This is a genomic window from Rhodoplanes sp. P11 (assembly GCF_964266735.1).
Classification (GTDB): domain Bacteria; phylum Pseudomonadota; class Alphaproteobacteria; order Rhizobiales; family Xanthobacteraceae; genus Rhodoplanes; species Rhodoplanes serenus.
The window spans coordinates 470,807-496,568 of the sequence record NZ_CAXWGY010000001.1 but is presented as its reverse complement, the minus strand read 5'-3'; the positions used below and the strand labels follow the sequence as shown (position 1 = coordinate 496,568).

The 25,762-nt window shown below is 69.7% G+C and carries 21 protein-coding genes; 13 read left to right on the top strand and 8 right to left on the bottom strand.

Annotation, left to right across the window (positions count from 1 at the left end):
• Nucleotides 1-1,071 carry an amino acid ABC transporter substrate-binding protein gene (locus ACFQUV_RS02265; protein WP_129609404.1) on the top strand — a complete coding sequence of 357 codons (1,071 nt, stop codon included), beginning with the start codon at nucleotides 1-3 and terminating at the stop codon, nucleotides 1,069-1,071.
• A 204-nt stretch (nucleotides 1,072-1,275) separates the two neighbouring features.
• The gene (locus tag ACFQUV_RS02260) at nucleotides 1,276-2,352 is read left to right on the top strand and encodes an alpha/beta hydrolase (RefSeq protein WP_129609403.1); all 1,077 of its coding nucleotides are present in this window, start codon (nucleotides 1,276-1,278) and stop codon (nucleotides 2,350-2,352) included.
• A gap of 84 nt (nucleotides 2,353-2,436) precedes the next feature.
• Here ACFQUV_RS02260 and ACFQUV_RS02255 read toward each other — a convergent pair whose 3' ends face one another.
• From ACFQUV_RS02255 to ACFQUV_RS02245, 3 genes are all read right to left on the bottom strand, one after another.
• Nucleotides 2,437-2,721, bottom strand: coding sequence for a hypothetical protein (locus tag ACFQUV_RS02255; protein ID WP_129609402.1), 285 nt, complete (start codon nucleotides 2,719-2,721; stop codon nucleotides 2,437-2,439).
• A 200-nt stretch (nucleotides 2,722-2,921) separates the two neighbouring features.
• Nucleotides 2,922-4,247, bottom strand: a complete 1,326-nt coding sequence (locus ACFQUV_RS02250; protein WP_111384627.1) for an anaerobic C4-dicarboxylate transporter family protein — start codon at nucleotides 4,245-4,247, stop codon at nucleotides 2,922-2,924.
• 48 nt (nucleotides 4,248-4,295) lie between these two features.
• Nucleotides 4,296-5,696 carry an aspartate ammonia-lyase gene (locus tag ACFQUV_RS02245; protein WP_111384626.1) on the bottom strand — a complete coding sequence of 467 codons (1,401 nt, stop codon included), beginning with the start codon at nucleotides 5,694-5,696 and terminating at the stop codon, nucleotides 4,296-4,298.
• Nucleotides 5,697-6,224: 528 nt separating this feature from the next.
• Between ACFQUV_RS02245 and ACFQUV_RS02240 the strand changes: the two genes are divergently transcribed.
• Complete coding sequence (locus ACFQUV_RS02240) at nucleotides 6,225-6,878, top strand: exonuclease domain-containing protein (RefSeq protein ID WP_111384625.1); 654 nt, start codon at nucleotides 6,225-6,227, stop codon at nucleotides 6,876-6,878.
• A 202-nt stretch (nucleotides 6,879-7,080) separates the two neighbouring features.
• Here the strand turns inward: ACFQUV_RS02240 and ACFQUV_RS02235 are convergent, their stop codons facing one another.
• The 4 genes from ACFQUV_RS02235 to ACFQUV_RS02220 all read right to left on the bottom strand — a co-directional run bounded on the left by ACFQUV_RS02235 (nucleotide 7,081) and on the right by ACFQUV_RS02220 (nucleotide 11,325).
• Nucleotides 7,081-8,604, bottom strand: coding sequence for a tripartite tricarboxylate transporter permease (locus tag ACFQUV_RS02235; protein ID WP_129609401.1), 1,524 nt, complete (start codon nucleotides 8,602-8,604; stop codon nucleotides 7,081-7,083).
• 10 nt (nucleotides 8,605-8,614) lie between these two features.
• Nucleotides 8,615-9,097, bottom strand: a complete 483-nt coding sequence (locus tag ACFQUV_RS02230; protein ID WP_129609400.1) for a tripartite tricarboxylate transporter TctB family protein — start codon at nucleotides 9,095-9,097, stop codon at nucleotides 8,615-8,617.
• A gap of 109 nt (nucleotides 9,098-9,206) precedes the next feature.
• The gene (locus ACFQUV_RS02225) at nucleotides 9,207-10,199 is read right to left on the bottom strand and encodes a tripartite tricarboxylate transporter substrate binding protein (RefSeq protein WP_129609399.1); all 993 of its coding nucleotides are present in this window, start codon (nucleotides 10,197-10,199) and stop codon (nucleotides 9,207-9,209) included.
• A 64-nt stretch (nucleotides 10,200-10,263) separates the two neighbouring features.
• Nucleotides 10,264-11,325: a 4-hydroxythreonine-4-phosphate dehydrogenase PdxA gene (locus tag ACFQUV_RS02220; RefSeq protein ID WP_378394068.1), complete on the bottom strand. Its 1,062-nt coding sequence runs from the start codon at nucleotides 11,323-11,325 to the stop codon at nucleotides 10,264-10,266.
• 233 nt (nucleotides 11,326-11,558) lie between these two features.
• Here ACFQUV_RS02220 and ACFQUV_RS02215 point away from each other — a divergent pair, with 233 nt between their 5' ends.
• The 7 genes from ACFQUV_RS02215 (at nucleotide 11,559) to ACFQUV_RS02185 (ending at nucleotide 19,388) form a co-directional block, all read left to right on the top strand.
• A complete protein-coding gene (locus tag ACFQUV_RS02215) occupies nucleotides 11,559-12,266 on the top strand; it encodes a GntR family transcriptional regulator (RefSeq protein ID WP_371851650.1) in 708 nt (235 codons plus the stop codon).
• A gap of 131 nt (nucleotides 12,267-12,397) precedes the next feature.
• Complete coding sequence (otnC, locus tag ACFQUV_RS02210) at nucleotides 12,398-13,108, top strand: 3-oxo-tetronate 4-phosphate decarboxylase (protein ID WP_129607247.1); 711 nt, start codon at nucleotides 12,398-12,400, stop codon at nucleotides 13,106-13,108.
• Between the two features lie 38 nt (nucleotides 13,109-13,146).
• On the top strand, nucleotides 13,147-13,959 hold the full coding sequence (locus ACFQUV_RS02205) for a hydroxypyruvate isomerase family protein (RefSeq protein WP_129607246.1): 813 nt from the start codon (nucleotides 13,147-13,149) through the stop codon (nucleotides 13,957-13,959).
• A complete protein-coding gene (gene otnK / locus ACFQUV_RS02200; RefSeq protein ID WP_129607245.1) occupies nucleotides 13,956-15,254 on the top strand; it encodes a 3-oxo-tetronate kinase in 1,299 nt (432 codons plus the stop codon). The genes ACFQUV_RS02205 and otnK overlap by 4 nt, the downstream gene beginning before the upstream one ends.
• A gap of 28 nt (nucleotides 15,255-15,282) precedes the next feature.
• On the top strand, nucleotides 15,283-16,680 hold the full coding sequence (locus tag ACFQUV_RS02195; protein WP_129607244.1) for a flagellar biosynthesis protein FlgA: 1,398 nt from the start codon (nucleotides 15,283-15,285) through the stop codon (nucleotides 16,678-16,680).
• 150 nt (nucleotides 16,681-16,830) lie between these two features.
• Nucleotides 16,831-17,874 (top strand): AI-2E family transporter, encoded by a 1,044-nt coding sequence (locus tag ACFQUV_RS02190; protein WP_244601414.1) that lies wholly within the window; start codon nucleotides 16,831-16,833, stop codon nucleotides 17,872-17,874.
• Between the two features lie 299 nt (nucleotides 17,875-18,173).
• Complete coding sequence (locus ACFQUV_RS02185) at nucleotides 18,174-19,388, top strand: Crp/Fnr family transcriptional regulator (protein WP_165363735.1); 1,215 nt, start codon at nucleotides 18,174-18,176, stop codon at nucleotides 19,386-19,388.
• A gap of 441 nt (nucleotides 19,389-19,829) precedes the next feature.
• On the opposite strand, the gene ACFQUV_RS02180 is transcribed toward ACFQUV_RS02185, so the two are convergent.
• Complete coding sequence (locus tag ACFQUV_RS02180) at nucleotides 19,830-20,783, bottom strand: WYL domain-containing protein (RefSeq protein WP_129607241.1); 954 nt, start codon at nucleotides 20,781-20,783, stop codon at nucleotides 19,830-19,832.
• A gap of 253 nt (nucleotides 20,784-21,036) precedes the next feature.
• Here ACFQUV_RS02180 and cas3u point away from each other — a divergent pair, with 253 nt between their 5' ends.
• From cas3u to cas7u, 3 genes are read left to right on the top strand one after another with little or no spacing between them, the layout of a single operon-like run.
• Nucleotides 21,037-23,793 carry a type I-U CRISPR-associated helicase/endonuclease Cas3 gene (gene cas3u / locus ACFQUV_RS02175; RefSeq protein ID WP_129607240.1) on the top strand — a complete coding sequence of 919 codons (2,757 nt, stop codon included), beginning with the start codon at nucleotides 21,037-21,039 and terminating at the stop codon, nucleotides 23,791-23,793.
• The gene (gene cas8c / locus ACFQUV_RS02170; RefSeq protein ID WP_129607239.1) at nucleotides 23,793-24,671 is read left to right on the top strand and encodes a type I-U CRISPR-associated protein Cas8c; all 879 of its coding nucleotides are present in this window, start codon (nucleotides 23,793-23,795) and stop codon (nucleotides 24,669-24,671) included. The genes cas3u and cas8c overlap by 1 nt, the downstream gene beginning before the upstream one ends.
• Nucleotides 24,668-25,762, top strand: a complete 1,095-nt coding sequence (cas7u, locus tag ACFQUV_RS02165; protein ID WP_129607238.1) for a type I-U CRISPR-associated RAMP protein Csb1/Cas7u — start codon at nucleotides 24,668-24,670, stop codon at nucleotides 25,760-25,762. The genes cas8c and cas7u overlap by 4 nt, the downstream gene beginning before the upstream one ends.

The following is a 25,762-nucleotide window of genomic DNA, read 5'->3' as shown; positions in this document are numbered from 1 at the left end:
ATGTCGTTCGTTCGTATCCTTTCGGCCGCCCTGGCGGCCGCCGTCGCGTTCGGCCTCGGCACCGCCATGGCTCAGGCGCCCGGCCAGTCCGCCGCCGCGGCGCCGAAGCGCCTCGCCGACGGCGTCACCCTGAAGGCGATCCGTGATCGCGGCAGCCTGGTCTGCGGAGTGAGCGAGGGCCTCGCCGGCTTCTCGGCCAAGGGCGAGGGCGGTGCCTGGACCGGCTTCGACGTCGACTTCTGCCGGGCGCTGGCCGCCGCCATCTTCGACGATCCCGCCAAGGTCCGCTACGTGCCGCTCAACGCCGACAAGCGGTTCGATGCGCTGCGCGGCGGCGAGATCGACATCCTGTCGCGCAACTCGACCTGGACGCTCGCCCGCGAGGCGAGCCTCGGCATCGTGTTCCCGGCGGTGACCTACTACGACGGCCAGGGCTTCATGGTGCGCAAATCGCAGCCGGCCGAATCGCCGCTCGCCTTCGACAGCCTCAAGGTCTGTGCCCAGAGCGGCACCACCAACGCGAGCAACGCCGCCGACTACTTCAAGGCCAACGACGTCAAAGCCACGATGGTGGTCGCCACCAGCATTCGCGAGGCGGTCGACGCCTACGAGGGCGGCCGCTGCGACGCCATCACCAGCGACGTATCGCAGCTCCACGCCGAGCGCGCCGGCCTGGGCAAGCCCGCCGACCACGTCATCCTGCCCGACGTGATCTCCAAGGAGCCGCTCGGCCCGGCGGTGCGCCAGGGCGACGACGGCTTCGCGCTGCTGGTGAAGTGGGTGCACTTCGCCATGGTCAATGCCGAGGAGCTCGGCGTGACGGCGCAGACGCTCGACCGCGCCCAGAAGTCCGAGAAGCCGGAGATCCGGCGGCTGGTCGGCACCGACGGTGATCTCGGCGCCCGGCTCGGCCTCACCAACGACTGGGTGGTGCGCGTGGTCCGCCATGTCGGCAACTACGGCGAGGTGTTCGAGCGCAATGTCGGGGTGGCGACCAAGCTCGGCATTCCGCGCGGCCTCAACCACCTGTGGACCACCGGCGGCATCCAGTACGCCCCACCGCTCCAGTGAGCGAGAGGACCGGCCGCCGTTCTCCGGGAGAGCGGCGGAATCGGGAGTGGCGGGATCGAGAGCGGCGGAATTGGTGCGGCCGAACGTCGTCCGATACCGCCCGTCTCGCCGTCGCCCTGCTCTCGCCCTGATCGCCGCTCAGGGAAGAGGCGGGAACGGTCGCGGGCGCCGGACGGCGCCGCGCCCGGGACGCGGGAAAATTTCATGCTCGAGAACGACACCGCGCCGTCGCGCCGGACGGCTCTGCGCGCGCTCGCCGCCGTCGGCACCACGCTGGCGCTCGGCGGCTGCGCCGGCCTCGGCGCCGATGCGCCGCGCCACGATGCCTCCGCCCTGACGGCCGAGCCGGCTCTGCTGGTCGCCACCAATCGTCGCCCCGTCGACCTCGGCCGCGCGCCGTGGTTCGGCACCGAGCGGGCCGCCCTCACGGTCGGCCGGGGCCGGCTGGTGCCGCCCGACGGCGGTCGCTTCTCGCTCGCCTCGGTCGGGCTGTCGGACTGGAAGCTCGCCGGCATCGACCGGGTGGGGCAGGTCGACGACCTGTTCTTCGGCATGCCGACCGGCCGCGACGTGCTCGTCTACGTGCACGGCTACAACACCACCTTCGAGACGGCGGCGCTCGACGCCGTGCGGCTCTCCGACGGCATCAGCTTCCGCGGCGCGACCATGCTGTTCTCGTGGCCGTCGCGGGCCAAGCTGCTCGACTACGGTTATGACCGCGAGAGCGCCATGTGGTCGCGCGATGCGCTGGACCAGGTGCTCGACCGCCTGATCGTCAGCCCCTCGGTCGGCCGCATCCACATCGTGGCGCACAGCATCGGCACCATGCTGACGCTCGAAGCGCTCCGCCAGGTCCATGCCCGCCGCGGCGACGACCTCGGGATGCGGATCGGCGCGGTGGTGTTCGCGTCGCCCGATATCGACATGGACGTGTTCGCCTCGTCGGTCGGACGCATCGGCGGCCTCGCCGGCAAGATCACCGTGGTGACCGCCACCAACGACCGCGCGCTCGCGGTGTCGCGGCTGATCGCCGGCGGCGTCACCCGGGTCGGTGCCGCCGAGAAGGCGCAGCTCGAGCGGCTCGGCATCCGCGTCATCGACGCCTCCGAGCGCGGCTTCGGCGTGATCAATCACGACCTCTTCCTCACCAACGAGGAGGTCCGTCGTGTCGTCCGCCGGGCCATCGACGGCAGCCTTCCCGCGACGGCGCCGTCCGGGGTGTCGGCCGGGCCTTATGGAATGGCCGGAGGCCGCGCGGCGCTCTCGTCGCAGCCGTTCTGATTCGCCATCGGCGGCTCCGGCGCGGTGTCGTCACCGCGCCGATGTCCCTGCGCCGATGTCCCTGCGCGCGCGGGCGGGCTTCCGTCAGGCCGCCCGGCCCGAGTAGGGCGACGCGGCGTAGCGCGATGACGGACCATGCGGCCGATGGCGCCGCCCCCGCATCGAGCGCACGAGCGCCACCACGCAGGCCGCGAGCAGAAGGGCCAGCACGACCATGCCGGCCTGCGTCCAGCTTACGGCCATCAGCCGCTCCGGGTCCTTGACCACGGCGAAGATGAAGTGGGTGACGCGGGCGACCAGAAACAGGCCACCAATGGCGCCGGCGAAGACGGCGAGGCCAGCCAGGACGCCGCTCCGATCCTCGTTCATTCCAACCTCCGGATGCATCCGGACCGTCCGACGCGGACAGCCGGATGGCAAAGAAGATTTAAGCATTGCCCGTGACGCGGGCCATCAGGAGTTTCCGGGAGGTCGGTCGCGAGCCGCCGCGCGCGGGCGTCCGATATCGCCTTAAGCGAGAATTTGTACAGGACGCGCCGCAGCTCGTCGCCGCGGCGCGTCCGCTCGCCTCAGAACACCAGCCTGGCGATCAAGAGGCCGGAAGCGACCGCGGTGCCGGTCGCCACCACGCCCGGGATCATGAACGAGTGGTTGAGCACGAAGGAGCCGATCCGGGTGGTGCCGGACAGGTCGAAGTTGATGGCGGCGATCAACGACCCGTAGGTCGGGATGAAGAAGTAGCCGTTGACCGACGGGAACATCGCGATCAGGAACTGCGGCGGGATGCCGAGCGCGATGCCGAGCGGCATCAGCGCCCGCGTGGTCGCCGCCTGGCTGTAGAGCAGCACCGAGGCGAAGAACAGGCCGAACGCGAAGGCCCACGGCGCCGCCTCGGTCATATGGCCGATCGCCGGCACGATCACGTCCTTGTTGGCGGCGATGAAGCTGTCGCCGAGCCAGGCGAGGCCGAAGATCGCCACCACGGCGACGATGCCGGCCCGGCAGGTCGCGGTCTTCGGCACCTCGTCGACCTTGGTGCGGGTCAGTGCCAGCATGACGGCGGCGGTGGCCAGCATGACGATCTCGATGGTGATCGGCATCGGCACCGGCTTGTCGCCGCCGGGCAGCATGCGCAGCGAGGGCACGAAGCCGAACAGCACCACGAGCCCGACGCCGGCCAGGAACACCAGCGCCGAGACGCGCGCCTCGCGGGTGACGGGCGGCCGCTCGCCCGGCGCCTTGGGGGCCGGAATGGTGCCGGCCTTCAGCCGCGCCTGATACTCCGGATCGTCCTTCAGGTCCTTGCCCAGGAAGGTCGAGACCACCGCCGCGACCAGCACGCCGATCAGGGTCGACGGCACGCAGATCATCAGGATCTGCGGCAGGCCCCATTGCGGTGTGCCGCTTGCGGCGAACAGCCCGATCATCGCCGCGGTGGCGGCGGCGACCGGGCTCGCCGTAATGGCCTGCTGGGACGCGATGGTGGCCACCGCGATCGGCCGCTCGGGGCGGATGCCGTTCTGGTGCGCGACCTCGTAGATCACCGGCAGCAGCGGGTAGACGATGTGGCCGGTGCCGGCCAGGAACGTGAACGTCCAGGTGGTGAGCGGCGCCACGATGGTGACGTGCTTGGGATTGGCCCGGATGATGCGCTCGGCGATCCGCACCAGGAAGTCGATGCCGCCGGCCGCATCCATCACCGAGGCGGCCATGATGACCGCGATGATGATCAGCATCACGTCGACGGGCGGTGAGGTCGGCGTCACGCCGAATCCGACCATCAGCACCAGGAGGCCGACGGCGCCCCACAGGCCGAGCCCGACACCGCTCTGGCGCGAGCCGACCCAGATCGCCGCCAGCACGACGGCGAACTGCATCAGGATCGAGATTGTCATGTCACTCTTCCGAAACGGAGTTGGGTGGTCCTGCGGCCGCGGCTCGGATCACCGGATGAACTCCGGATCGATGAGGTTCTCGAACGAGAAGATCTCGTCCCACTTCTCCTGGGTGATCAGCTTCTTCTCCTGCACGACGAGCTGGTGCAGCGACTTGCCCTGCTGATAGCCCTCGCGCGCCAGCTCGGCGCACTGCTTGTAGCCGAGCACCGGCTTGAGCAGCGTGACGATGCCGAGCGAGTTCATCACCATCTCGCGGGTGCGGTCGGCATTGGCCTTGATGCCCATCACGCAATGGGTGCGCAGGCTGTTGACGGCGTTCTCCATGGTGCGGATCGACAGGAACAGCGCGAAGGAGATCACCGGCTCCATCACGTTGAGCTGGAGCTGGCCGGCGGAGGCGGCGAGCGTGACGGTGGTGTCGAGGCCGATCACCAGGAAGCCGGCCTGGTTGACCACCTCGGGGATCACCGGGTTGACCTTGCCGGGCATGATCGACGAGCCCGGCTGGAGCTGCGGCAGGTCGATCTCGTTGAAGCCGCAACGCGGCCCCGAGGCGAGCAGCCGGATGTCGTTGCAGATCTTGGTGAGCTTGCTCGACGTGCGCTTGAGCACGCCGGAGAGCTGGACATAGACGCCGGTGTCAGAGGTCGCCTCGACGAGGTCGGCGGCGAGGATGAAGTCGATTCCGGTGAGTTCGGCGAGATGCCGCGTGGCAAGCGCCGGATAGCCGGGCGCCGCCGTCACCGAGGTGCCGATCGCCGTGGCACCGAGATTGATCTCGTGCAGGAGTTGCATCACCTCGGAGATGCGCTGCACCTCCTCGCCGATGGTGGTGCCCCAGCCGTGAAACTCGGCGCCGAGCGACATCGGCACCGCGTCCTGGAGGTGCGTACGGCCCATCTTCAGCACACGGTCGAACTCCTTCGCCTTGGCGAAGAAGGCGTCCTGAAGGCGGCGCAGCGCATCGGCGTAGCTGCGCAACCGCATGATCAGCGCCAGATGCAGCGCGGTCGGATAGACGTCGTTGGTGGATTGCCCGAAGTTGACGTGATCGTTGGGGTTGACGGTCTGGTAGTCGCCCTTCGGCTGGCCGAGATACTCGAGCGCCAGATTGGCGATCACCTCGTTGGCGTTCATGTTGGTCGACGTGCCGGCGCCGCCCTGGATGAAGTCGGTGATGAACTGGTTGTTCATGTCGCCGGCGATCACCCGGTCGCAGGCCGCGATGATGGCGTCGGCGATACGCCCGTCCAGCACGCCGAGATCGCGGTTGGCCATGGCGGCGGCCTTCTTGACGTGGCCGAACGCCTGGACGAAGTACGGCTCGCGCGACATCGGCACGCCGGTGATGTGGAAGTTCTCCTTGCCGCGCAGCGTCTGGACGCCGTAATACGCCTCCGCCGGGATTTCACGTTCGCCGAGGAAATCCTTTTCGATGCGGGCCAAGATCTGTCTCCTTGTTGATTGAAGTCACGGGCCGGATGAGCGGGTGGGTCGAGCCGACAGGGCTCGCGGATCACGATGATAGAGAAGAGGCTGGCGGAAAGGGGAACGCAGGACAGAAGGGTGGTGTCTGCCGCACTGCCGCGAGATCCAGAACGCAGCCGCGAGATCCGGAACGTCGCTGCGGTCGAGAGCGTCTGCGGTCGAGAACGTCGCCGCGGTCGAGAACGCCTTGCGCAGGCTGCTCACCATCATCCCCTTGGGGGGCACCCTTTTCAATCCGCGCCCGCCGCGAAGCGAGCGCCGACGGGCTGGACATCTACAGCGTGTCTCGGCCGTGCTTGTTGATCTCGCTCAACACGCGGCAACCCGCCGCTGTGGCGATCGACACTCGGCTACCTTGTCGCTGCGCATCTTTGCAAGACGACATGGCGATCGCTCCCGCCCGCGGTATGATGGTCATGCGATGCGGCGTTCCGCCGCCATCGCCGACGGTATCGAAGAACTGCCGTCACGCCCGCGGAGAGCCTGATGCACGAGCCCGGATTTCTCGACCGATTCGATCGGCTGGTGGCGTTCGATGCGGAGACCACCGGCAAGCGGGCTCCCGATGTCGGCTTCATCCGCAAGCAGCCCCTGGGCTGGCGGGCCCCGGGGCTCGTCATCGAGGTGGGCTTCGTCGAGCTGCGGCGCGACGGCGACGGCTGGAGCAAGGGCGAGACATGGCGCACCCTGGTCAATCCCGATGCGCCGATCGATCCGGCCGCCATCAAGATCCACGGCATCCGTCCCGCCGACCTCAAGGGGGCGCCACGGTTCACTGCGATCCTGCCGCAGTTGCGCGAGTTCGTCGGCGAGGCGCCGATCGTCGCCCATGCGTATCGCAACGAGCGCGACTTTCTCGACTACGAGTTTGCCCGCGCCAAGGCGATCGCGTGGGGCGAGAGTGCCTACACGGACGATCGCTTCGTGTGCACCCAGCGGCTCTATGCCCAGCTCTTTCCCGGCGCGTCGACCTCGCTCACCGCGGTGTGCGATCGTCTCGCCCTCGACGCCAGCGTCCGCGACGACCGCCACGGCGCGCTGCTCGACGCCGAGATGACCGCGGACGCGCTGATCCTCCTGGAGCACATGCTCAAGCACGGTACCGCGGCGGCGCCGCGCTCGTGGACCTTCGGCGACTGATACGAGATCCGGCCGATCGATTCGGTGGTCATTCCGGAAGCCGCGAAGCGGCTATCCGGAATCCAGCCGAGAACTCCGAGGTTGCCGCTGGATTCCGGGCTCGCCGCTGCGCGGCGCCCCGGAATGACGGCGAGCTGATCATCGGGAAACAGGATGATACCCCCGCCGGCCCGCCGCCGCCGCGTCGCGGTGGCGGCACGGGTCAGGCGGCGGGCGTGCCGCGGCGGATCGACAAGAGGCCCGGCAGCCGGCGCAGCCCGGCGGCGATCAGCGGCCAGAACAGCAGCACGAGGGCCGCACAGGTCAGCGTCGCGACCAGCCCGTTCGACCAGAAGATCGACAGCGAGCCGCCCGACATGATCATCGACTGGCGGAACGCATCCTCGGCCTTGTCGCCGATCACCATGGCGAGCACCAGCGGGGCGATCGGGTAGTCGAGCTTCTTGAACACGTAGCCGACGAGGCCGAAGGCGAGCGCCAGCCACAGGTCGAAGGTGTGATTGCCGACCGTGTAGGCGCCGACGAAACAGATGACGACGATCACCGGACCGATGAGGGCGAACGGGACCCGCAGAATCGAGGCGAACAGCGGCACCGTGGCGAGCACCAGGATGACGGCGACGACGTTGCCGAGATACATGCTGGCGATCAGGCCCCACACGAAGTCGGGCCGCTCGACGAACAGCATCGGGCCGGGATTGAGGCCCCAGATCATCAGGCCGCCCATCATCACGGCCGCGGTGGCCGAGCCCGGCACGCCGAGCGCGATCATCGGCAGCATGGCGCTGGTGCCGGCGGCGTGGTCGGCGGTCTCCGGCGAGATGATGCCCTCCGGCTCGCCGGTCCCGAACTTGTCGCGGTTGCGCGAGAACCGCTTGGCGAGGCCGTAGCTCATGAACGACGCCGCCGTCGGGCCGCCCGGCGTGATGCCCATCCAGCAGCCGACCGCGGCGCTGCGCAGCAGCGCCACCCAGTAGCGCGGCATCGCCAGCGCGGCCGAGAGCACGTCGCGTGGGCTGATGCGGGCCCGGATGCCGGCGAGCTCCAGGCCCTGCTCGACCGTCAGGATAAGCTCGCCGATGCCGAACAGGCCGATCACCGCGACCAGGAAGCTGATGCCGGCGAGCAGCTCGTCGAAGCCATAGGTGAGGCGCAGGCTGCCCGACACCGAATCCATGCCGACGGCGCCGAACGCGAAGCCGAAGCCGATCGCCACGATGCTCTTGAACGGCGAGGCGCCACCGAGCCCGACGAAGCTGCAAAAGGCGAGCAGATAGACGGCGAAGAACTCCGGCGACGAGAACTTGAGGGCGAAGCGGGCGACCGCGCTCGACAGCAGCGTGATGACGATGACGCCGACGAGGGCGCCGAAGCCGGCCGACAGGAACGCGAAGCTCAACGCCCGGGTCGGCTCGCCCTTGTGGGCGAGCGGGTAGCCGTCGAAGGTGGTGGCCACCGAGGAGGGCTCGCCCGGGATGTTGAACAGGATCGACGTCGTCGAGCCGCCGAACAGCGCGCCCCAGTAGATGCTGGTGAGCAGGATGATGGCCGCCACCGGGTCCATCGCGAAGGTCAGCGGCAGCAGCAGCGAGACGCCGTTGGGGGCGCCGAGGCCCGGCAGCACGCCGACCAGGATGCCGAGCAGCACGCCGACGATCATCAGGCCGATGTGATAGGCCGACAGGGCGACGCCGAAGCCGTAGAACAGCGAGGCGATGTTGTCCATCGCGGCCCCCTCAGTGGATGCCGAGCGCGGCTTCCAGCGGTCCCTTGAGCAGCGGCACCTGGAACGCCTTTTCGAGCACGACGTAGAAGAACAGCGCGGTCGCGATACCGCAGGCGGCGCCGATCCAGGGCCGATAGCCGCCCTGCCACCACGCCGCCGCGGCGACATACAGCACCGCCGCCACATAGAGGCCGAGCAGCGTCGCGAGGATCACGAAGACCACCGACAGCGCCACGAAGATCAGCACCCGCCGCGCGTGCGGTCCGTCGAGAAAGCCGGCGGTCGCGAGCGCACGATGATGCGCGATCGCCTGCACCCCGTTGGCGAGGCTCGCCAGGATGATCAGGAGGCCGACATAGAACGGGAAGGCGCCGGGCTCGGGCCCGGCGCTGTCCCAGCCGATGCCGTATTCAATGGCGCCGGCCACCACGACGGCACCGAACGCCGCCGTGCCGAGCGCGGTCGCCAGTTCGGCGTGGAAACGAGAGGCCATGGCGATCTCCAGGCCGGATAAAGGGCCGCAAGCGTGGACGGGCGGCGCGGCGACGGATTTGACAGCCGGCGGTGTCGGGCGGAGCGGCGCCGCCGCCCCGCCCGAACGATCACTTCACCATCCAGCCCTGCGCCTCGAGCACCTTGCGGTTCTTGGCATCGTCCTCGGCGATGAAGTCGGTGAACGCCTTGCCGGCGAGGAAGCGCGGCGTCTGGAGGTTGCGCTCCGTCCACTCCTTCCATTCCGGCGTCTTGGTCACCTTCTCGAGAATATCGGCGTAGAACGTCACGGCGTCGGCCGGTACGCCCGGCGGAAGCCACACGGTGCGCGGCATCTGGAACTGGTCGATCGGGATGCCGGCCTCGCGGCAGGTCGGGATGTCGGACCACGCCTTGTCGTCGGCCACCTTGGCGGTGCCGGGCAGACGGGTCGGGCTGAACACGCAGAGCGGCCGCACCGTTCCGGCCTTCCAGTGGCCGACGTTCTCGTTCGGATTGTTGACGTTGGAATCGACATGGCCGCCGGCGAGCTGCACCGCGGTGGCGTTGCCGCCTTGGAACGGCACGTAGATGAACTTGGTGCCGGTCGCATCCTCGATCATGCTGGTGAGGATGTGGTCGGTGTCCTTGGACTGGCTGCCGCTCGCCTTGAACACGCCGGGCTTGGCCTTGACGGCCTCGATGTAGCTCTTGACGTCCTTGTAGGGCGAGGCGCCGTTGACCCAGACCAGGAACTCGTCGACCGCGAGGGTCGCAACCGGGGTCAGCTCGGCCGGCTTGTATCCGAGCTTGGCCACGTAGGGCAGCAGGTAGGCGTTGTTGGTGCCGAAGGTCAGCTTGTAGGGGTCCTTCGCCTGCGTCTTGGCGTAGACGAAGCCCTCGGCGCCGCTGCCGCCGCCCTTGTTCACCACCACGATGGGCTGCTCGACCATCTTGTACTTGGTGATGATCGCCTGGACGACGCGGGCGAAGTTGTCAGTGCCGCCGCCGGGCGCGGAGGTCACGACGAACTCGATCGGCCGGTTCGGTTGCCAGGCCGCGGCGGCCCCGCCGGCCGGCAGGCTCGCCAGCAGGGCGGCGGTGATCAGCAGGCACTTGCGCATCGTGGTCCTCCGTTCGACACGGCCGCCGGCCGGACGCGCCGACCGTGCCGGCGGCGGAGAGGGGTCAGGAAGCTGCGGGCTCCGTCGCGGCCGCGGGAGCGGCGTTGCTCGTCGCCATCCGGGCAGCGAGCAGGGTCGCATGGCGCATGGCGCCGATGTCGGCGATGCCGCGCCCGACAATGTCGTAGGCGGTGCCGTGCGCCGGCGTGCAGATCGGGAAGGGGAAGCCGCCGAACAGCGTCACGCCGCGGTCGAAGCCCATCAGCTTCATGGCGATCTGGCCCTGGTCGTGATACATGGTCAGCACCGCGTCGAACTCGCCGCGTCGGGCGCGCACGAACACCGTGTCGGCCGGATAGGGGCCGCTCGCCGCGTATCCCTTGGATGCCGCCTCGCGCACCGCCGGCTCGATGACGTCGATCTCCTCGGTCCCGAAATTGCCGCCGTCGCCGGCGTGCGGATTGAGGCCGGCGACCGCGATGCGCGGCCGCGCGAAGCCGGCCGCCCGCATGCAGGCATCGGTGAGGGCGAGGTTGCGGACGATCGCCTCGCCGGTGATCGCCGCCGACACGGCGGCGAGCGGCAGGTGCGAGGTGACGCGGGCGTTCCACACCTCCTCGAGCACGTTGAACTCGCGGGCCGGGCCGTCGAAGGCGAGCACGTCGGCGATGAAGCGGATCTCGTCGTCGTATCCCGCATAGGCGAGGCGCATCGCCTTCTTGTTGAACGGCGTGAACACCACGGCGTCGGCGCGGCCGGCGGCCGCGTGGCGCAGCGCGCGGCGGAAGTTGTCGGTGGCGAAGCGGCCACCCGCGAGCGTCGCCTCGCCCGGCATCACGTCGGCGGGATCGAGGTTCTTCAGATCGACCAGCACGGGCCGCGTCGGTGCCGCCGGGACTGCCTCGGCATCGTCGACCACGTCGATGTCGAGCCGGGTGCCGGCCACCGTGGCGCCACCGTCCAGGATGCGCCGGTCGCCGAAGATCACCAGGCCGGCCGCCGCGGTGATGTCGGGCTCGGCCAAGGCTTTCGCCAGCAGCTCGGGGCTGATGCCGGCCGGATCGCCCATCGCCAGCGCGATGGTGGGGCGGGACGGGCGGGGCGAGGGGGCGGACGCGGCATTCATCGGACGGGTCCTTCGGCGGGTTCCCGGAAACGGGCTGCCTGTCCCCTGTAGCATGTCAGCCTACTTGCAGCAAGAATGCTGTATGCAGAATACGGTTGTACAATACGCGGAGCTTTGGTATTGATCCGAGCCGCGAGGCGTGGTCGGGCAGGAGTTCTCGGCGGCGTCGATTTCGGGTAGCGGGAATGCCCGCCGGGATGGTGGACGGCGGACGGAGCAGGGGGCCGGCAGGCGTGAGCGGGCGAACGGACGAGCAGGCGACCGACGGGACGGGTCCGGCACGGGCGCCCGACGAGCGCGGCCCCATCGTCCGGCAGACGCTGCACGACGCCGTCGTGTCGCGCGTCCGCGATCTCATCGTCGACGGCACGCTGGCTTCCGGCACGCGCATTCACGAGAGCAACCTCGGTCGCGAGCTTGGCGTGTCGCGGACGCCGCTGCGCGAGGCGCTGAAGTATCTCGCCAGCGAAGGGCTGATCGAGCTGTCGCCCGGGCGCGGCGCGGTGGTGCGCCAGTTCTCCGCCAAGGACATCCGCGACAGCCTGATCGTGCTGGGCGAGCTGGAAGGGCTGGCGGGCCGGCTCGCCTGCGCGCATGCGAGCGAGTCCCAGATCGCCGAGGTGGCGGCCATGCATGCCCGCATGGTGGCCATGTACGAGGCGCGCGACCGGCTGCCCTATTTCAAGCTGAACCAGGAGATCCACACGGCGATCGTCCGCATCTCCGGCAACGAGGCGCTGGTCGATGTGCATGGGATCATCCAGGCGCGACTGCGCCGCGTTCGCTATCTCGGTCATCAGGGGCCGGAGAACTGGGCCCAGGCGGTGACCGAGCACGAGCAGTTCGTCACTCTGCTGCGCGCCCGCGACGCCGATGGTCTCGCCCGCGCGCTGGCTCATCACATGGACGCAACCTGGGAGCGGGTGAAGAACGAGGTCTAGGCCGCGTCGAGCGACGCGGTGATGCAGGTTCGAGCGCGTCGCCGTCGGCGGCCAGCGGTGGCCGGCGGCGGATGCGGAAAGGGCGGCCGTCCCGCATGCGCGTCGACCGTCCCGTCACACGGAGACGAGCGATGAGCGAGGAAGCGGTCCTGCGCGAGGCGATCTGCCGGTTCGGACGATCGTTGTTCGAGCGCGGTCTGACGTCCGGGTCGTCCGGCAACATCTCGGCGCGCCTGAGCGACGGTCGCTGGCTCGCCACTCCGACCAACAGCTCGCTCGGCTGGCTCGATCCCGCCCGCCTGAGCCTGCTCGACGCCGATGGCCGGCTCCTCTCCGGCGACAAGGCCACCAAGGAGCTGCCGCTGCATGCGGCCCTGTACGAGACCCGAACCGAGGCGGGTGCCATCGTGCACTTGCATTCGATCCACTCGGTCGCCGTATCGATGCTGCGTGGCCTCGATCCGGCCGACGTGTTGCCGCCGCTCACCGCCTATTATCTGATGCGAGTCGGCCGCACCGCGCTCGTGCCCTACTATCGGCCGGGCGACCCGGCCGTGGCCGGCGCCATCCGTGGCTTGGCCGGACGCTACAGCGCCGTGCTGCTGTCGAACCACGGCCCGGTGGTCAGCGGCCGCGACCTCGAGGCCGCCGTCTACGCCACCGAGGAGCTGGAGGACACCGCCAAGCTCCACCTGCTCACCCGCACGCTCGACCCCCGCCATCTCGATGCCGCGCAGGTGCGCGACCTCGTCGACCACTTCGGCCTCGACCCGGCGATCGCCGGGGTCGCCGACGGGGACGCCGGCGACGACGTCCCGCCTGCTCCCGCGCACCATCACTGACGTCCGCCGCAATCCCATCTCCCACGAGAGGGCCGTCGATGCCCCGCTTCTCCGCCAATCTGGGCTTCCTGTTCGCCGATCGTTCACATGGGGAGCGGATCGCCGCCGCGGCCGCTGCCGGCTTTCCGGCGGTCGAGATGCACTGGCCCTACGAGGTGCCGGCCGCCACCCTGCGGACGGCGCTCGACCGCGCAGGCGTCCGGATGCTCGGCATCAACACGCCGGTCGGGGACCGCGCCCGCGGCGACAACGGCCTCGCCGCCGTGCCGGGCCGCGAGGCGGAGTTCGCCGCCGCCTTCGATCTCGCACTGTCTTACGCGGTGGCGCTCGGCGGCACCGCCGTGCATTGCATGGCCGGCGTGGTAGCGCCCGATGGGCGCGAAGCGGCCGAGCGGACCTATGTGGCGAACCTCACGGCCGCCGCCGACAAGGCCGCCGCCGCCGGCAAGACGATTCTGATCGAGCCGCTCAATCCGCGCGACGCCCCCGGTTACTTTCTCGCCGATGTCGAGCAGGCCGCCGCGATCGTGCAGGCGACCGGCCGCGCCAATGTGAAGATCATGTTCGACTGCTATCACGTCCAGATCGTCGGCGGCGACGTGATCCGCCGCTTCGAGCGCGTCCGCCCACTGGTCGGTCACGTCCAGATCGCCGCGGTACCGAGCCGGGCCGAGCCCGACGAAGGCGAGCTCGCCTATCCGGCGATCCTCGCCGCCTTCGAGGCTGCCGGCTGGGACGGCTTCGTCGGTGCCGAGTACAAGCCGCGCGGCCGCACCGAGGACGGCCTCGGCTGGATGGCTGCTTATCCGGCGGCGGAAGCCGCCGCGGTCGCGATGGGAGACGCCCGATGACGTCCGCTCTCCGCCTCGGCTGCATCGCCGACGATCTCACCGGCGCCACCGATCTCGCGCTGATGCTGGCCCGCGAGGGCATGCGGGTGGTGCAGACGACGGGCTGCCCCGCGCCCGATCTCGATCTCGGCGACGCCGACGCCGTCGTGGTGGCGCTCAAGTCGCGCACCATCCCGGCCGCCGAGGCGGTGGCCCAGTCGCTCGCCGCTGCCGCGGCCCTGAAGGAACGCGGCGCCGCGCATCTGTTCTTCAAGTACTGCTCGACCTTCGACTCCACCGACGCCGGCAATATCGGCCCCGTCGCCGAGGCGCTGCTCGACGTCACCGGCAGCGATCTGACGATCGCGTGTCCGGCCTTCCCGGCCAACCGCCGCACCGTCTATCGCGGCCATCTGTTCGTCGGAGACCTGCTGCTCAGCGACAGCAGCATGAAGGACCATCCGCTCACCCCGATGCGCGACGCCAACCTAGTGCGGGTGCTGCAACGGCAGACCCGGCTGCGGGTGGGGCTGGTTCCGTACGAGATCGTCGCGGCGGGCGCCGAGGCGATCCGGGCCGCGTTCGCGCGGGCGCGCGCCGCCGGCGAGCGGATCGTCGTCGTCGACGCGGTCAGCGATGCGCAGCTACGCACCATCGGGGCGGCGGTGCACGATCTCGCCGTCGTCACCGGCGGCTCCGGCGTCGCCATGGGGTTGCCGGCCGCGTGGGGCTTCGCGCCCTCTGCGGATGCGGCGGAGCGCATGCCGGCGCCCGCCGGGCGGCAGGCGGTGCTGGCCGGCTCCTGCTCGGCCGCGACCCGCGGCCAGGTGGCGGCGGCGCTCGCGGCGGGCCTGCCGGCCTTCCGGGTCGATCCGCTCGATCTCGCGGCGGGACGTCTGGCCGCCTCCGCGGTGGTGGACTGGGCGGTGCGGCAGCCGGCCGACCGGGCCGTGATGATCTATTCCAGCGCCGACCCCGACGATGTCGCCCGGGCGCAGGCGGCGCTCGGCCGCGAGCGGGCCGGCTCGATTGTCGAGGAGCTGCTCGGCGTCGTCGCCCGCGATCTCGCGGCGCGCGGCTTCACCCGTCTGGTGGTGGCCGGCGGCGAGACCTCCGGTGCCGTCGTCGCGGCGCTCGGCGTGCGGGCGCTGCGCATCGGCCCGGAGATCGCCCCCGGCGTGCCGTGGACCCGTACGCTCGACGGCACCGATCTCGCCCTTGCGCTGAAGTCCGGCAACTTCGGCGCCGAGGATTTCTTCACTGCGGCGTTCGAGCGACTGCAACCCGCCGCAGTGCCGGCACGGTCCGGCCACTGAACCGCACCGACAGCGTGAGAGCCGACGCATGAATCTCCACACCTTCTATGCGGGCGCGGCGCGCCCGGTCGAATGCTGCGTGGTCGGCACCGGCGGCTTCGGCCGCACCTTCCTGGCGCAGGCCCAGCGGATGCGCCTGCTCGGCGCTCGCGTCGCGGTCGACGTCGATGCCGCGACGGCCGCGGCCGCCTTCGCGGCGGCGGGGGTCGAGCGTCGCTGCATCCGGCCGTGCGCCACCGCGGCCGAGGCGGCCGCCGCCTGGTCGGCCGGGGATTACGTGGCGGCCGGCGACTTCGCGCTGGTGGCCGAGCTGCCCTTCGACGTCGCCGTGGAGGCGACCGGCCGGCCCGAGCCGGGCGCTCGCCACGCCGCGCTGGCGATCGCCGCCGGCAAGCATGTCGCGCTGGTCTCCAAGGAGGTCGACAGCGTCGTCGGCCCCGGGCTCGTGCGCGAGGCGGCCGCGCAGGGCCGTGTGGTCACCTGCGTCGACGGCGACCAGCCGAGCCTGCTGATCGGCCTCGTGTCGTGGGCCGAGGTGCTCGGCTTCGACATCGTCGCCGCCGGCAAGGCGAGCGAGTACGACTTCGTCTTCGATCTCGGGACCGGGCGCGTGGACAGCAACGGCCATGCACGCCAGGTGCCGGCGCTCGCCGATCACTGGAGCGTCGCCGGCCGCTCCGCGGCCGATCTGGTCGCGGTGCGGGCCGCCGCACTGGCGGATTTTCCGCTGCGGGCGGTGCCGGACCTGTGCGAGCTCGGCATCGTGGCCAATGCGACCGGCCTGTCGCCGGACCGGCCGGATCTCCATGCGCCGGTCGCTCGGGTGCTCGAAGTGCCGGATCTGCTCGCCGGCCGCGAGGACGGCGGCCTCCTTGCCGGCAGCCGCCGCATCGATGTGTTCCACTGCCTGCGGCGGCCCGACGAGGCGAGCTTCGCGGGTGGCGTCTTCGTCGTCGTGCGCTGCGCCGACCGCGCGAGCTGGTCGCTGCTCCAGGAGAAGGGCCATGTGGTGAGCCGCAGCGGCGCCACCGCGATGGTGTGGCTGCCGCGCCATTTGCTCGGCCTCGAGGCGGCCACCAGCGTGCTCGACGCGGCGCTGCACGGCGTCTCCGGCTACGGCGCCGACCATTGGCCGCGCCTCGATCTCGTCGCGGTCGCCACCACGGATCTCGCCGCCGGCACCCGCCTCGCGATGGGAGGACATCACCACACCGTCGCGGGCGTGACGGCGGAGCTGCGCCCGGCGGCGCCGCTCGGCTGCGGCGCTCCGGCGCCGTTCTACCTGGCGGCCGATCGGCAGCTCACACGGGCGGTGCGGCGCGACGCGCCGATCCTGGTCGACGACCTCGACCTCGTCGACGAGACGCCGCTGACGACGCTGCGGCGCCGGCAGGATGCGGCGTTCTTCCCGGTGGCAGATCGTTAGAGCATTGTCCGGCGAAGTGGGCGCCGGCTCGCCGTTCGACGGGATTCGAACTCCGCCCGGTCCGGTGGAGTTGCGTTCGGCCGTGCGCTCGTCCTACCGTCGTGGGGCGACCACATGACGTCGTCGCGAAGCATCCCCGGACTTGCCCCCATGTCGTCTCCCCCGATCGGCCGGCGCGGCCAACTGGCCCTGCTCGGCCTCTCCACGGCCATTCTGCTGCTGACCGCGGTTCACGTCGCCTGGCCGGTGCTCGCCCCCGTCGTCTTCGCCCTGTTCATCATCGCGCTGGTGTGGCCGCTCCAGTCGGCCTTGCAGCGGCGAATTCCGCGGCTCCTCGGCGTCGTCGTCACGGTGCTCGTCGTCGCCGTGGTGCTGGCGGCCGTCGTCACCGCGATGACGTGGGGGTTCAGCCGCGCGGCGCGCTGGCTGATCGCCGATGCGGCGCGCTTCCAGGCGATGTATCAGCAGGCCGCCGAGTGGCTGGAAGGGCACGGCTTCGCGGTCACCGGGGTGTTTGGAGATCTGCTCACCCCGGGGCGGATGCTCGGCACCGTGCAGGCGGTCGCGGCCCGCCTCCAGACGATATCGAGCTTCGCGATCGTCACCCTGGTGTTCACCATCCTGGGCCTCCTCGAGGTCGATCTGGTCGCCGCGAAGCTGCGGGCCCTGCCGAACCAGACGATCGCCGGCGCTCTGGAGCGCGCCGCGCGCGAGACGGCCGCGAAGCTCCAGACCTACATGCTGGTGCGCACTGTCATGAGCCTGATCACGGGAGCGCTCGTCGCCGGGCTGGCCGCCGCGGCCGGCCTGCCGCTCGCCGTCGAATGGGGCGTCATCGCCTTCGCGCTGAACTACATCCCGTTCATCGGACCGTTCGTCGCGACGGTGTTCCCGACCCTGTTCGCGGTCGCCCATTTCGGATCGTGGGAGACGCCACTCGCCCTGTTCGCCGGGTTCAACGCCATCCAGTTCGTGGTCGGCAGCTATCTCGAGCCGCGGATCGCCGGCAACGCCCTTTCCGTATCGCCGTTCGTGGTGTTGCTCGCCGTGTTTCTGTGGAGCTTCCTCTGGGGACTGCCCGGTGCCTTCATCGGCGTGCCGATCGTGATCGCGGCCTTGACGGTCTGCGCGCAATTCGACGGCAGTCGCTGGGTCGCGACGCTGCTGGCTGGATCGAGCCCGGCGAAGACGTGACCGCGGGGGCATGAGCGCGGCGGAGATATGAAGGGCGGCGCTGGGCCGAGGTCGGCCGGGACGGCGCGACGTATTCGCCGCGAACGCGCCCTTCGGTCCTGATAGCGAGACGTCCAGAGTCGGCCAACCCACACACGCTTCCGGCCGCGATGGAACTCTCCTCGACCTCCGGCGCTATCATCTGATGGCCTCACACGGCTCAGAGCCGCTCGGGCGGCCTCGCGCCTGCCAGACAGATCGCGAATGCTGGACAGCCGCGCTCGTGACCATCACGAAAGGATGTCGTTATGATAGAACCGATGGTCACGCGCGACTTTCGCGCGTCCGGCGGGCCCGTGCCATCTCGGCTCGAGCGCGCATGCGCGAACGGCGTGTTGGCGGCTCTGTCGGCCGATGCTCGGGCGCGCCTCGCGCCGTGGCTGCGTGACCGACCGTACCGCGAGGGCCATGTGCTGTGGGAGCGCGGCGAGCGGCCGGAGCGCATCTACTTTCCGATCTCCGGCATGATTTCCCTCGTCGTGCCGGTCAAGCCCGGGGTGGCTCTCGAGGTCGGCAATGTCGGCCGGGAGGGTGCCGTCGGCTTTCAAGACGGCTCCGCCGAGCTGCCGGCGTTCGCGCAGGCGGTGATGAGGGTCGGCGGCATCGTGGCTCATGTCCCGGTGCGCGAGTTTGCCGCCGCCGGCAGGATCGACGAGGAGCTTCGCCGGGTCGAGGCGATGTGTCGTGGTTGGCTGCTCGCTCAGGCGCAGCAAAGTGCGGTCTGCAACGCGGTCCACAGCGCCGATGCTCGGTTCAGCCGCTGGCTGTCGCGGGTGGCCGATGCGACGAGAAGCGACGTTGTCCCGGTGACCCAGGAGGTCGCGGCCGAGATGCTGGGGCTCCGGCGCACCACGGTGACGCTCATCGCCCAGAGTCTCCAGACGGCCGGCATCATCCGATATCGGCGAGGCGTGATCACGATCGTCGATCGCGAAGCCCTGCGCGGCACCGCCTGCACCTGCGGCCACCAGCTTGGACGGGCGCGCTGGCCCTCCGAGCTTCTCAAGGAGGCCGCCGCGCCGGCGAGCGATTCCAGCGCCCGCACGAACGGTGCGTCCACCCAGGGTGCATCGACGCAAGGCGTGTCCACCCATGATGTGTCCATCAATGGTGCGGCGAGCAATGGAGCGGCGACCGCAGCGCCGCCCCCGGCGATCCACACTGATCCGCCCGCGAGCAGGCCTAAGAGGGAGCGGTCGCCGTTCGGCGGCGGCTCACGATCCGAGGCCGTTCAAGCCTCACGTCGCAGCGCGGCGCCGAGCTCGAGAACCATCAGCACCGTGAGCGCGACCGTGACGGCAGCCAATGGCAAACAGATCAGCTGCGCCAGCGGAGAGCCGGCCTCGACGAGCATCGAGGCGGTCACGGCCGTGAGCAGCACGACGAGCGTGAGGCCGACCAGCCCGTTCATGCGATCACTCGCGGTGCTGCGCGATGTCGTGCGGCCGGCGGCGTCCCCGATCGCGGCCGCGTAGCGGCGAAGCAGTCCGTTCATGTCCGACTCCCGTCGATCGATGTCGCGACGATGCCGTCGCGCTTGCATCAATCTATTGAATCGCGCCGTCCTCTCCGGTTCCTCGTCGCGACGTCGTCATCGTCGTCGGCGCGACACCTGTCAGACGATCGGAACGACGGCGAATGACAGGCGGCTCGACGCCGATGTCGGTCGCCCGACACTGGAACGCCGACCGTGATCGCGCTTTCCTTCTCGTGTCGCGTGCGTCTGATCCTCTGCCGACCGGCGCGACGACTCCGGCGTGGATGCCTCCTCCTGAATGCCGGAGCGACAGCCTCTCCCCCGTGCTTGCCGGCCTCTCGCCGGATGCCGGCGGTCCGGGCGGAGAGGCCCCGCGTCGGCCGGCGAACTGACGGAATGGTGATTGCGGACAGCGGCGTGCGCCGCGCCGTCGAGGCCGTCAGGCGAGCGCCCGTTGCACGGCCTCGCGATTGACCAGCACGATATGCTGCTCGTGCGGCGGCCGCGTGTCGGGTGGCACGTCGAGCCCGAGCCGCTTGAGCGCGTAGAACAGCAGCGCGCGCCGCACCGGAATCGTCGCGGTCTTTCCCTTGATGCCGTAGTCGATCGCGATCGCCTTGGCTTGGGCCGGCGTCAGGCCTGGGTGCGGCGCGATCACCAGCTTGACGATCGTGTGCCAGTCGATGTCGTCGTCGGGCCGCATGTCGGCGGCGCCGGCGGGCTCCGGATCTGAGAGGCGACCGAGGACGAAGTCGCGGAACGTGCCGGTCTCGCGGTCGTGGGCGCGAACGTGCCAGCGGAAGCCGTCGTGGGCGAGCGCGTGCGGCGCGACGATGCGCCGGGTCGCCATCGGCCGGCTCATCGACTGATACTTCACCGAGAGGGCGAGGTGATCACGGATGGCGTGCCACACGGCACGCAGCACGCGAGGGTCGACGGGGCGTGCCGGCAACGGTGCCCCGGCGAAGGGCGGCAGGATGCCCAGCATCGTATCCTCGACCACGATGCTGCCGAGCTCGACCAGGCGCAGCTCGCCGAGCAGTCGCGTCGCATCGGGGGCGGCGAGCACCGGCGCGAAGCCGGCGTCCGCGACGTAGCGCTTGGCCGACTTGTCGTAGCTGACCCCGGGCGGATTTCTCGCGAGATAACGTGCGATATCGCCGGATGCCTGGCTCATCGAGATGCCGAAGCGCCGCACCAGATCGGTGCGGTTGACCTCACCCAGCCAGAACAGCCGCTCGTCCACGAAGGCCAGCCGCTGCTCGACGCTCCAGCGCAGCGATGGCCCGCCCGCGGCGAGGTCGGGGGCAGGCGCCGGCGCGGCCGCGCGGCCGCCGCGGGGCGCCGCCGCCGCCGAGCTTGACGACTTGGTCCGTCTAGTATTTGATACCATCTTGTTTATGAGACCATCGAGAATGTGAGATTGTAGCGCGATTCGCGAGATTTCGGCGCGTGCCGCGGGTCCGCTCCGATGCGGGCGGGCGTCGGGACGTCGGTGTCTCGCCTCGTCGGCTCGGCCCGGGCGATCTTGTCTGTGGATGGTGTAGTCGCTTCGGGTGATGGCCCGGTGGGTGTGCTAATCATTGCTCGCGCCGCGGTCTTTGTCGCGGCCGGCCTCGGTGATTGATTGCAGGGATGGGACCGCGATGACGGACGGTCTGTTCTTCGACTCCGGGTTCGAGGCGCTGACGGGGCATTCGCCCATGCCGTGGCAGCGCCGGTTGTTCGCCGAACTCCACGCGGGCCGCATTCCCGACGCGCTCGATCTGCCCACCGGCCTCGGCAAGACCTCGGTGATGGCGATCTGGCTGCTGGCGCTCGCCGCCCAGGCCGCGGCCGGGCGACCGAGCCTGCCGCGCCGGCTGGTCTATGTGGTCGACCGCCGGACCGTGGTGGACCAGGCGACCGACACGGCCGAGCGGATGCGCAAGGCCGTGCTGTCGGCAGCGCCGGACACGCCCGCCCGCCCGGTGCGCGATGCGCTGCGATCGCTGTGCGTGGCGCCCGAGGAAACGCCGCTCGCCATCAGCACGCTGCGGGGCGAGCACGCCGACAACCGCGAATGGCAGGCCGATCCGGCGCGCCCCGGCATCGTCGTCGGCACCGTCGACATGATCGGCAGCCGCCTGCTGTTCTCGGGCTACGGCGTCTCCCGCGGCATGCGGCCGTTCCATGCCGGGCTCATCGGCCACGACACGCTGCTGGTGCTGGACGAGGCGCATCTGTGCCCGGCGTTCGAGGCCCTGCTGCGTGCGATCGTCGGCGACCCGGCCTTCAAGCCTGCTGTCGAACTGCCGGCGCCGACTTCGCGACTGGTGTCACTCTCGGCGACCGGACGCAGCCGCGGCGATGTCTTCCGGCTGGCGCCAGAGGACGAATCCCATGGTGTCGTGAAGATGCGGCGGGAGGCGCGAAAACTCCTGAATCTCGACAATCTTCAGGCTGGAAGGAAGCTCGAAGAGGTGCTGGCCACGAAGGCCATCGCCCGCCTCCAGGAGGGGCCTGCCCGCGTCGTCGTGTTCTGCAACAGCCGGACGATCGCGCAGGCGGTGGCGACCAATCTCCGAAAGTACGAGGCGAAAGAGAAGAACGGCCTCGCGATTCTGCTCATGACGGGCGCCCGCCGTGGTCACGAGCGCGCCGAACTCGCCGAAGCCTTGCGTCGGTCTGGATACGTCGCCGACGATTGGAGCCCCGCCGTGACGCCGACGATCTTGGTGGCGACCTCGGCTGGCGAGGTCGGCGTCGACCTCGATGCGGACCACATGGTCTGTGATCTCGTCGCCTGCGAGCGCATGATCCAGCGGCTCGGCCGCGTCAACCGCCGTGGCGGCGACAGCCGATGCGCATTCATCGATGTTGTCGTGCCGCCGCCGACGAAGGGCAGCAAGACGGAGAGCGATGCCGACGCGAGCGCTCGTGTTCTTCGCTGGCGCGCAGCGTTGGAGGCGTTGCCGCATGTCGATGGCGCGGGCCACGAGGCGAGCCCGGCGGCCTTCGTGGCGCTGAAGGCCGCACAGCCCGCCCTGATCGAGTCGGCGACGACGCCAGAGCCGCTGCACCCGGCGCTTACGCGCGCGCTGGTCGACGACTGGTCGATGACCTCGCTCGATGATCATTCCGGGCGGCCGGAGATCCAGCCCTGGCTTCGCGGCTGGATCGAGGACGAGGAGCCGCAGACCCGAGTGATCTGGCGTGAACGACTGCCGTGGCGTGGCGGTAGGGACTTCGATGCCGAAACGGCTGCTGCGTTCTTCGACGCGGCGCCACCGCATCTCCACGAAACTCTGGAGGCCGAGACTGCGGTCGTCCTGGACGTGCTCGAGAGCCGTGTGAACAAGGCCATGGAGCGCCGAGGTCCCGACACGCCGCTGGTCGCCGAGAGCACGCCGGCGCTGATCGTGCTGGATCGGCGCGGAAAGCCGGTCTCGGGCTGGACGCTCGGTGATCTGGCAAAGTGCCTGTTCACCAAGCGGAGCCGGCAAGACCTGGGTGCCGACCTACGGTTCGGCACCGCGGTCGTCTGGGCGGGTCTCGGTGGGCTCGACCAGAGCGGTCTTCTGACCGCCGACGACATCGAAACGATCGTGCCATGCCTGGACAACGATTGGATCGGTGATGCGCGTGCCGAAGCGATTATGGAGAACATCGGCTATCGTGTGCTCACCTTCGCCGACGAGCTGCCGCAGGGCTGGCGAGAGACGTTCCGGCTCGTTCTGGTCGACGACGACGAGGACCGGCCCGACGGGATCGTCGTCGCCGAGAGGATCGCCGAGCCCGGGCGCAGCAACGAGATCAGCGCATGCCAGCAGACGCTGACGGACCATCGGGCCGCCATCGTGGCGGAGGTGCAGCGTATCGGCGCGCTCCTGGGCCTGTCGCCGTCGTCGATCGACGTGCTGGTGCACGCGGCGCTCCGGCACGACGACGGCAAGGCGTGCGTGCGCTGGCAGCGTTATGCCGGCCAACGGAGCTTCCGTCCCGGCCGCGACGAGCCACTGGCAAAGTTCACGGGGCGCGGTGATTGGCGCCTGCTCCAGATCGAGGACCACGTCTATCGTCACGAGTTCGGATCGCTGCTCGCAGCCGAGCGCGACCCGGTGCTCGGAACTCTTTCGCAGGAGGCGCGTGACCTCGTGCTGCATCTGATCGCGTCTCATCATGGCAATGCGCGGCCCGTGATCGCGGCGGTCGTCGACGAGGCGCCGCCGTCGGTGTCCGCCGATCATGCTCGAGACGTGGCGCTTCGTTTCGCCCGAATGCAGCGCCGGTGGGGACCCTGGGGGCTCGCCTGGTGGGAGGCGCTGCTGCGCGGCGCCGATCACCGCGCCTCGCGCCGGCTCGATGTGACGAAGGGGCGGCCGCTCGATCCCGTGAAGCGAACCGTCGTGGAGCGAGCCTGATGGGCACCAGCATCATTCCGGTCGATCTCCTCAATCCGGGCCAGGTCTTCGCGTGCCTGGGTTTCCTCGAGGCCGCCGACCTCCTGTGCGGTCCAGCGGAAGGGGGATTCGTGTGGGACGAGGAAACCGACACGCTGGCGCGGTTTGCGCTCACTGCTGCCGGGTCCAAGGCCCCGGTGGCTGCCATCGTCTCGTTCCTGCGGCAAGCGACCGTGTCGGCCTGTGTTCCGGCTGGTTCACCATTGCGTGCAAAGGAGCCGGGCGTCGACACCATCGAGCTGGAGGCGGGCGTCTTCCCTTGTCGCGAGCCGGATACGCCGAGTGCATTGCCCGCCATGCTTGCGTGTGGCGGGAGTCCCGAGCGTCTCGTCGTCGATCACTGGGCTGATGGCAGTTCGCGTGACACCCTGAAGTTCTGGGCCGGCATGGCCGGCTACTCGGGTGCGGCGCTCGTTCGCGATATGCTCGAGCAGATCGCTGCCTGGCCTGAGGATGTCACCGCGGCGGCGATCAGTGATCCGTTCAACGCATCGGCGTTGCAATCGAGTTCGCTGCGCTTCGATCTACGGAAAGACTATGTTGCGATCGGGCTGGGCTTCACGGTGAACGCCCACCCTTCGATGGCCATCGTCGGCTACCCGCTGGTCGAGGTTCTCGCCGCTGTCGGTCTGTCCCATGCGCGACCGCTCCGCATCGACAAGCTGCATTATCGCTACGGCGTGATCGGTGAGGTCGTGCCGCCGCCGTTCGCGCGCGCCGCACTGGGCGGGGCGACAGCGCCGTTCCGCACGCGACGGTTCTCGATGAGACTTCTGTGGCCCGGCCAAGAGGGCCAGGCTCGCGCAATCTCGTTTGCCGAAGAGGAGATGTCCCGATGACCGAGCCGGTCTCGCCGACGCACGAGCTGATCGACACCTGGGCGGATGATCCGCGCGGGCCGGTGGCGCTGCACCTACGCCAGAAGCTGCGGTCCGTCGAGGACACCGGGGAAGGGCCGCCCCCCGTGATCTTCCCGCCGACCTATGCGGATGTCGGTTACAACATCGATCCGCTCTCGGACGGCACCAAGGTTGCCACCATCGACTCGGTCGGGGCTCAAGCCAACCGGATGGAGCCGCTGTTCAAGACGCCGCCGCTGTCGGCTCTGGTGCCGCAGATCGACGTTGTTCTCGGCAACGGCAAGAGCGTGTCGGTGCTCGATGCCGGCCACCGGCTCGGTGATGCGTTGGTGCGTTCCACGGCACTGCGCAGCGAGGCTCAGGCGGCGTTCGCGTCGCTTCAGAGAGGCAATGCCGAGCCCATCGCCAGGCTGGCACCCACCTCGCTGGTCTTCGGGGCGTGGGACTCCCGCGGCGAGGGCGCCAAGCTGCCACGAATCATCCAGTCCGTGATTCGAGCCTGGGACGTCGACGTGTTGAAGCGATCGGCTCAGTACAATCCGCCACTCGACTACTCCGCGCTCGATGTCTTCGACGCGGAGGACAAGGCCAAGGCCGAGGGAAACACCAAGAGCCCGTTGGCGCAGCGCGGGTTCGTCCATGTGCCGGCGAGCGACCAGCCGGGCGGCATCGTGGCCCGCGGTGGCGTCTGGCGTGATGTCACCATCAATCTGATCGCCTTGCGACGGCTCGAAGGTGATCGAATCGACGCCCTGCGCCGCTATATCCTCGGCTTGTGCCTCGTCGCCGCCGCCGAGCCGCTGGACGGGTTCCTGCGCGTCGGCTGTCTGCTGACACCGGACCCGGCCAGCCACGGCGCATGGGTCGTGGTCGATCGCCAGGGTGTCCGGTCTCCGGTCGCACTGACGTCACGTGAAGCTCTGGATTATGCGGCCGCACGAGCGAAAACATTCGGCGTGGCCGAGGCCCGGACAGTGAGCTTCGACAAGGAGGCCGCGAAGGCGGATCTCGCGGACGGCACGGCGGACGGCAAGAAGGCCTCAAAGAAGACGAAGGCCGTCGCGGGATAA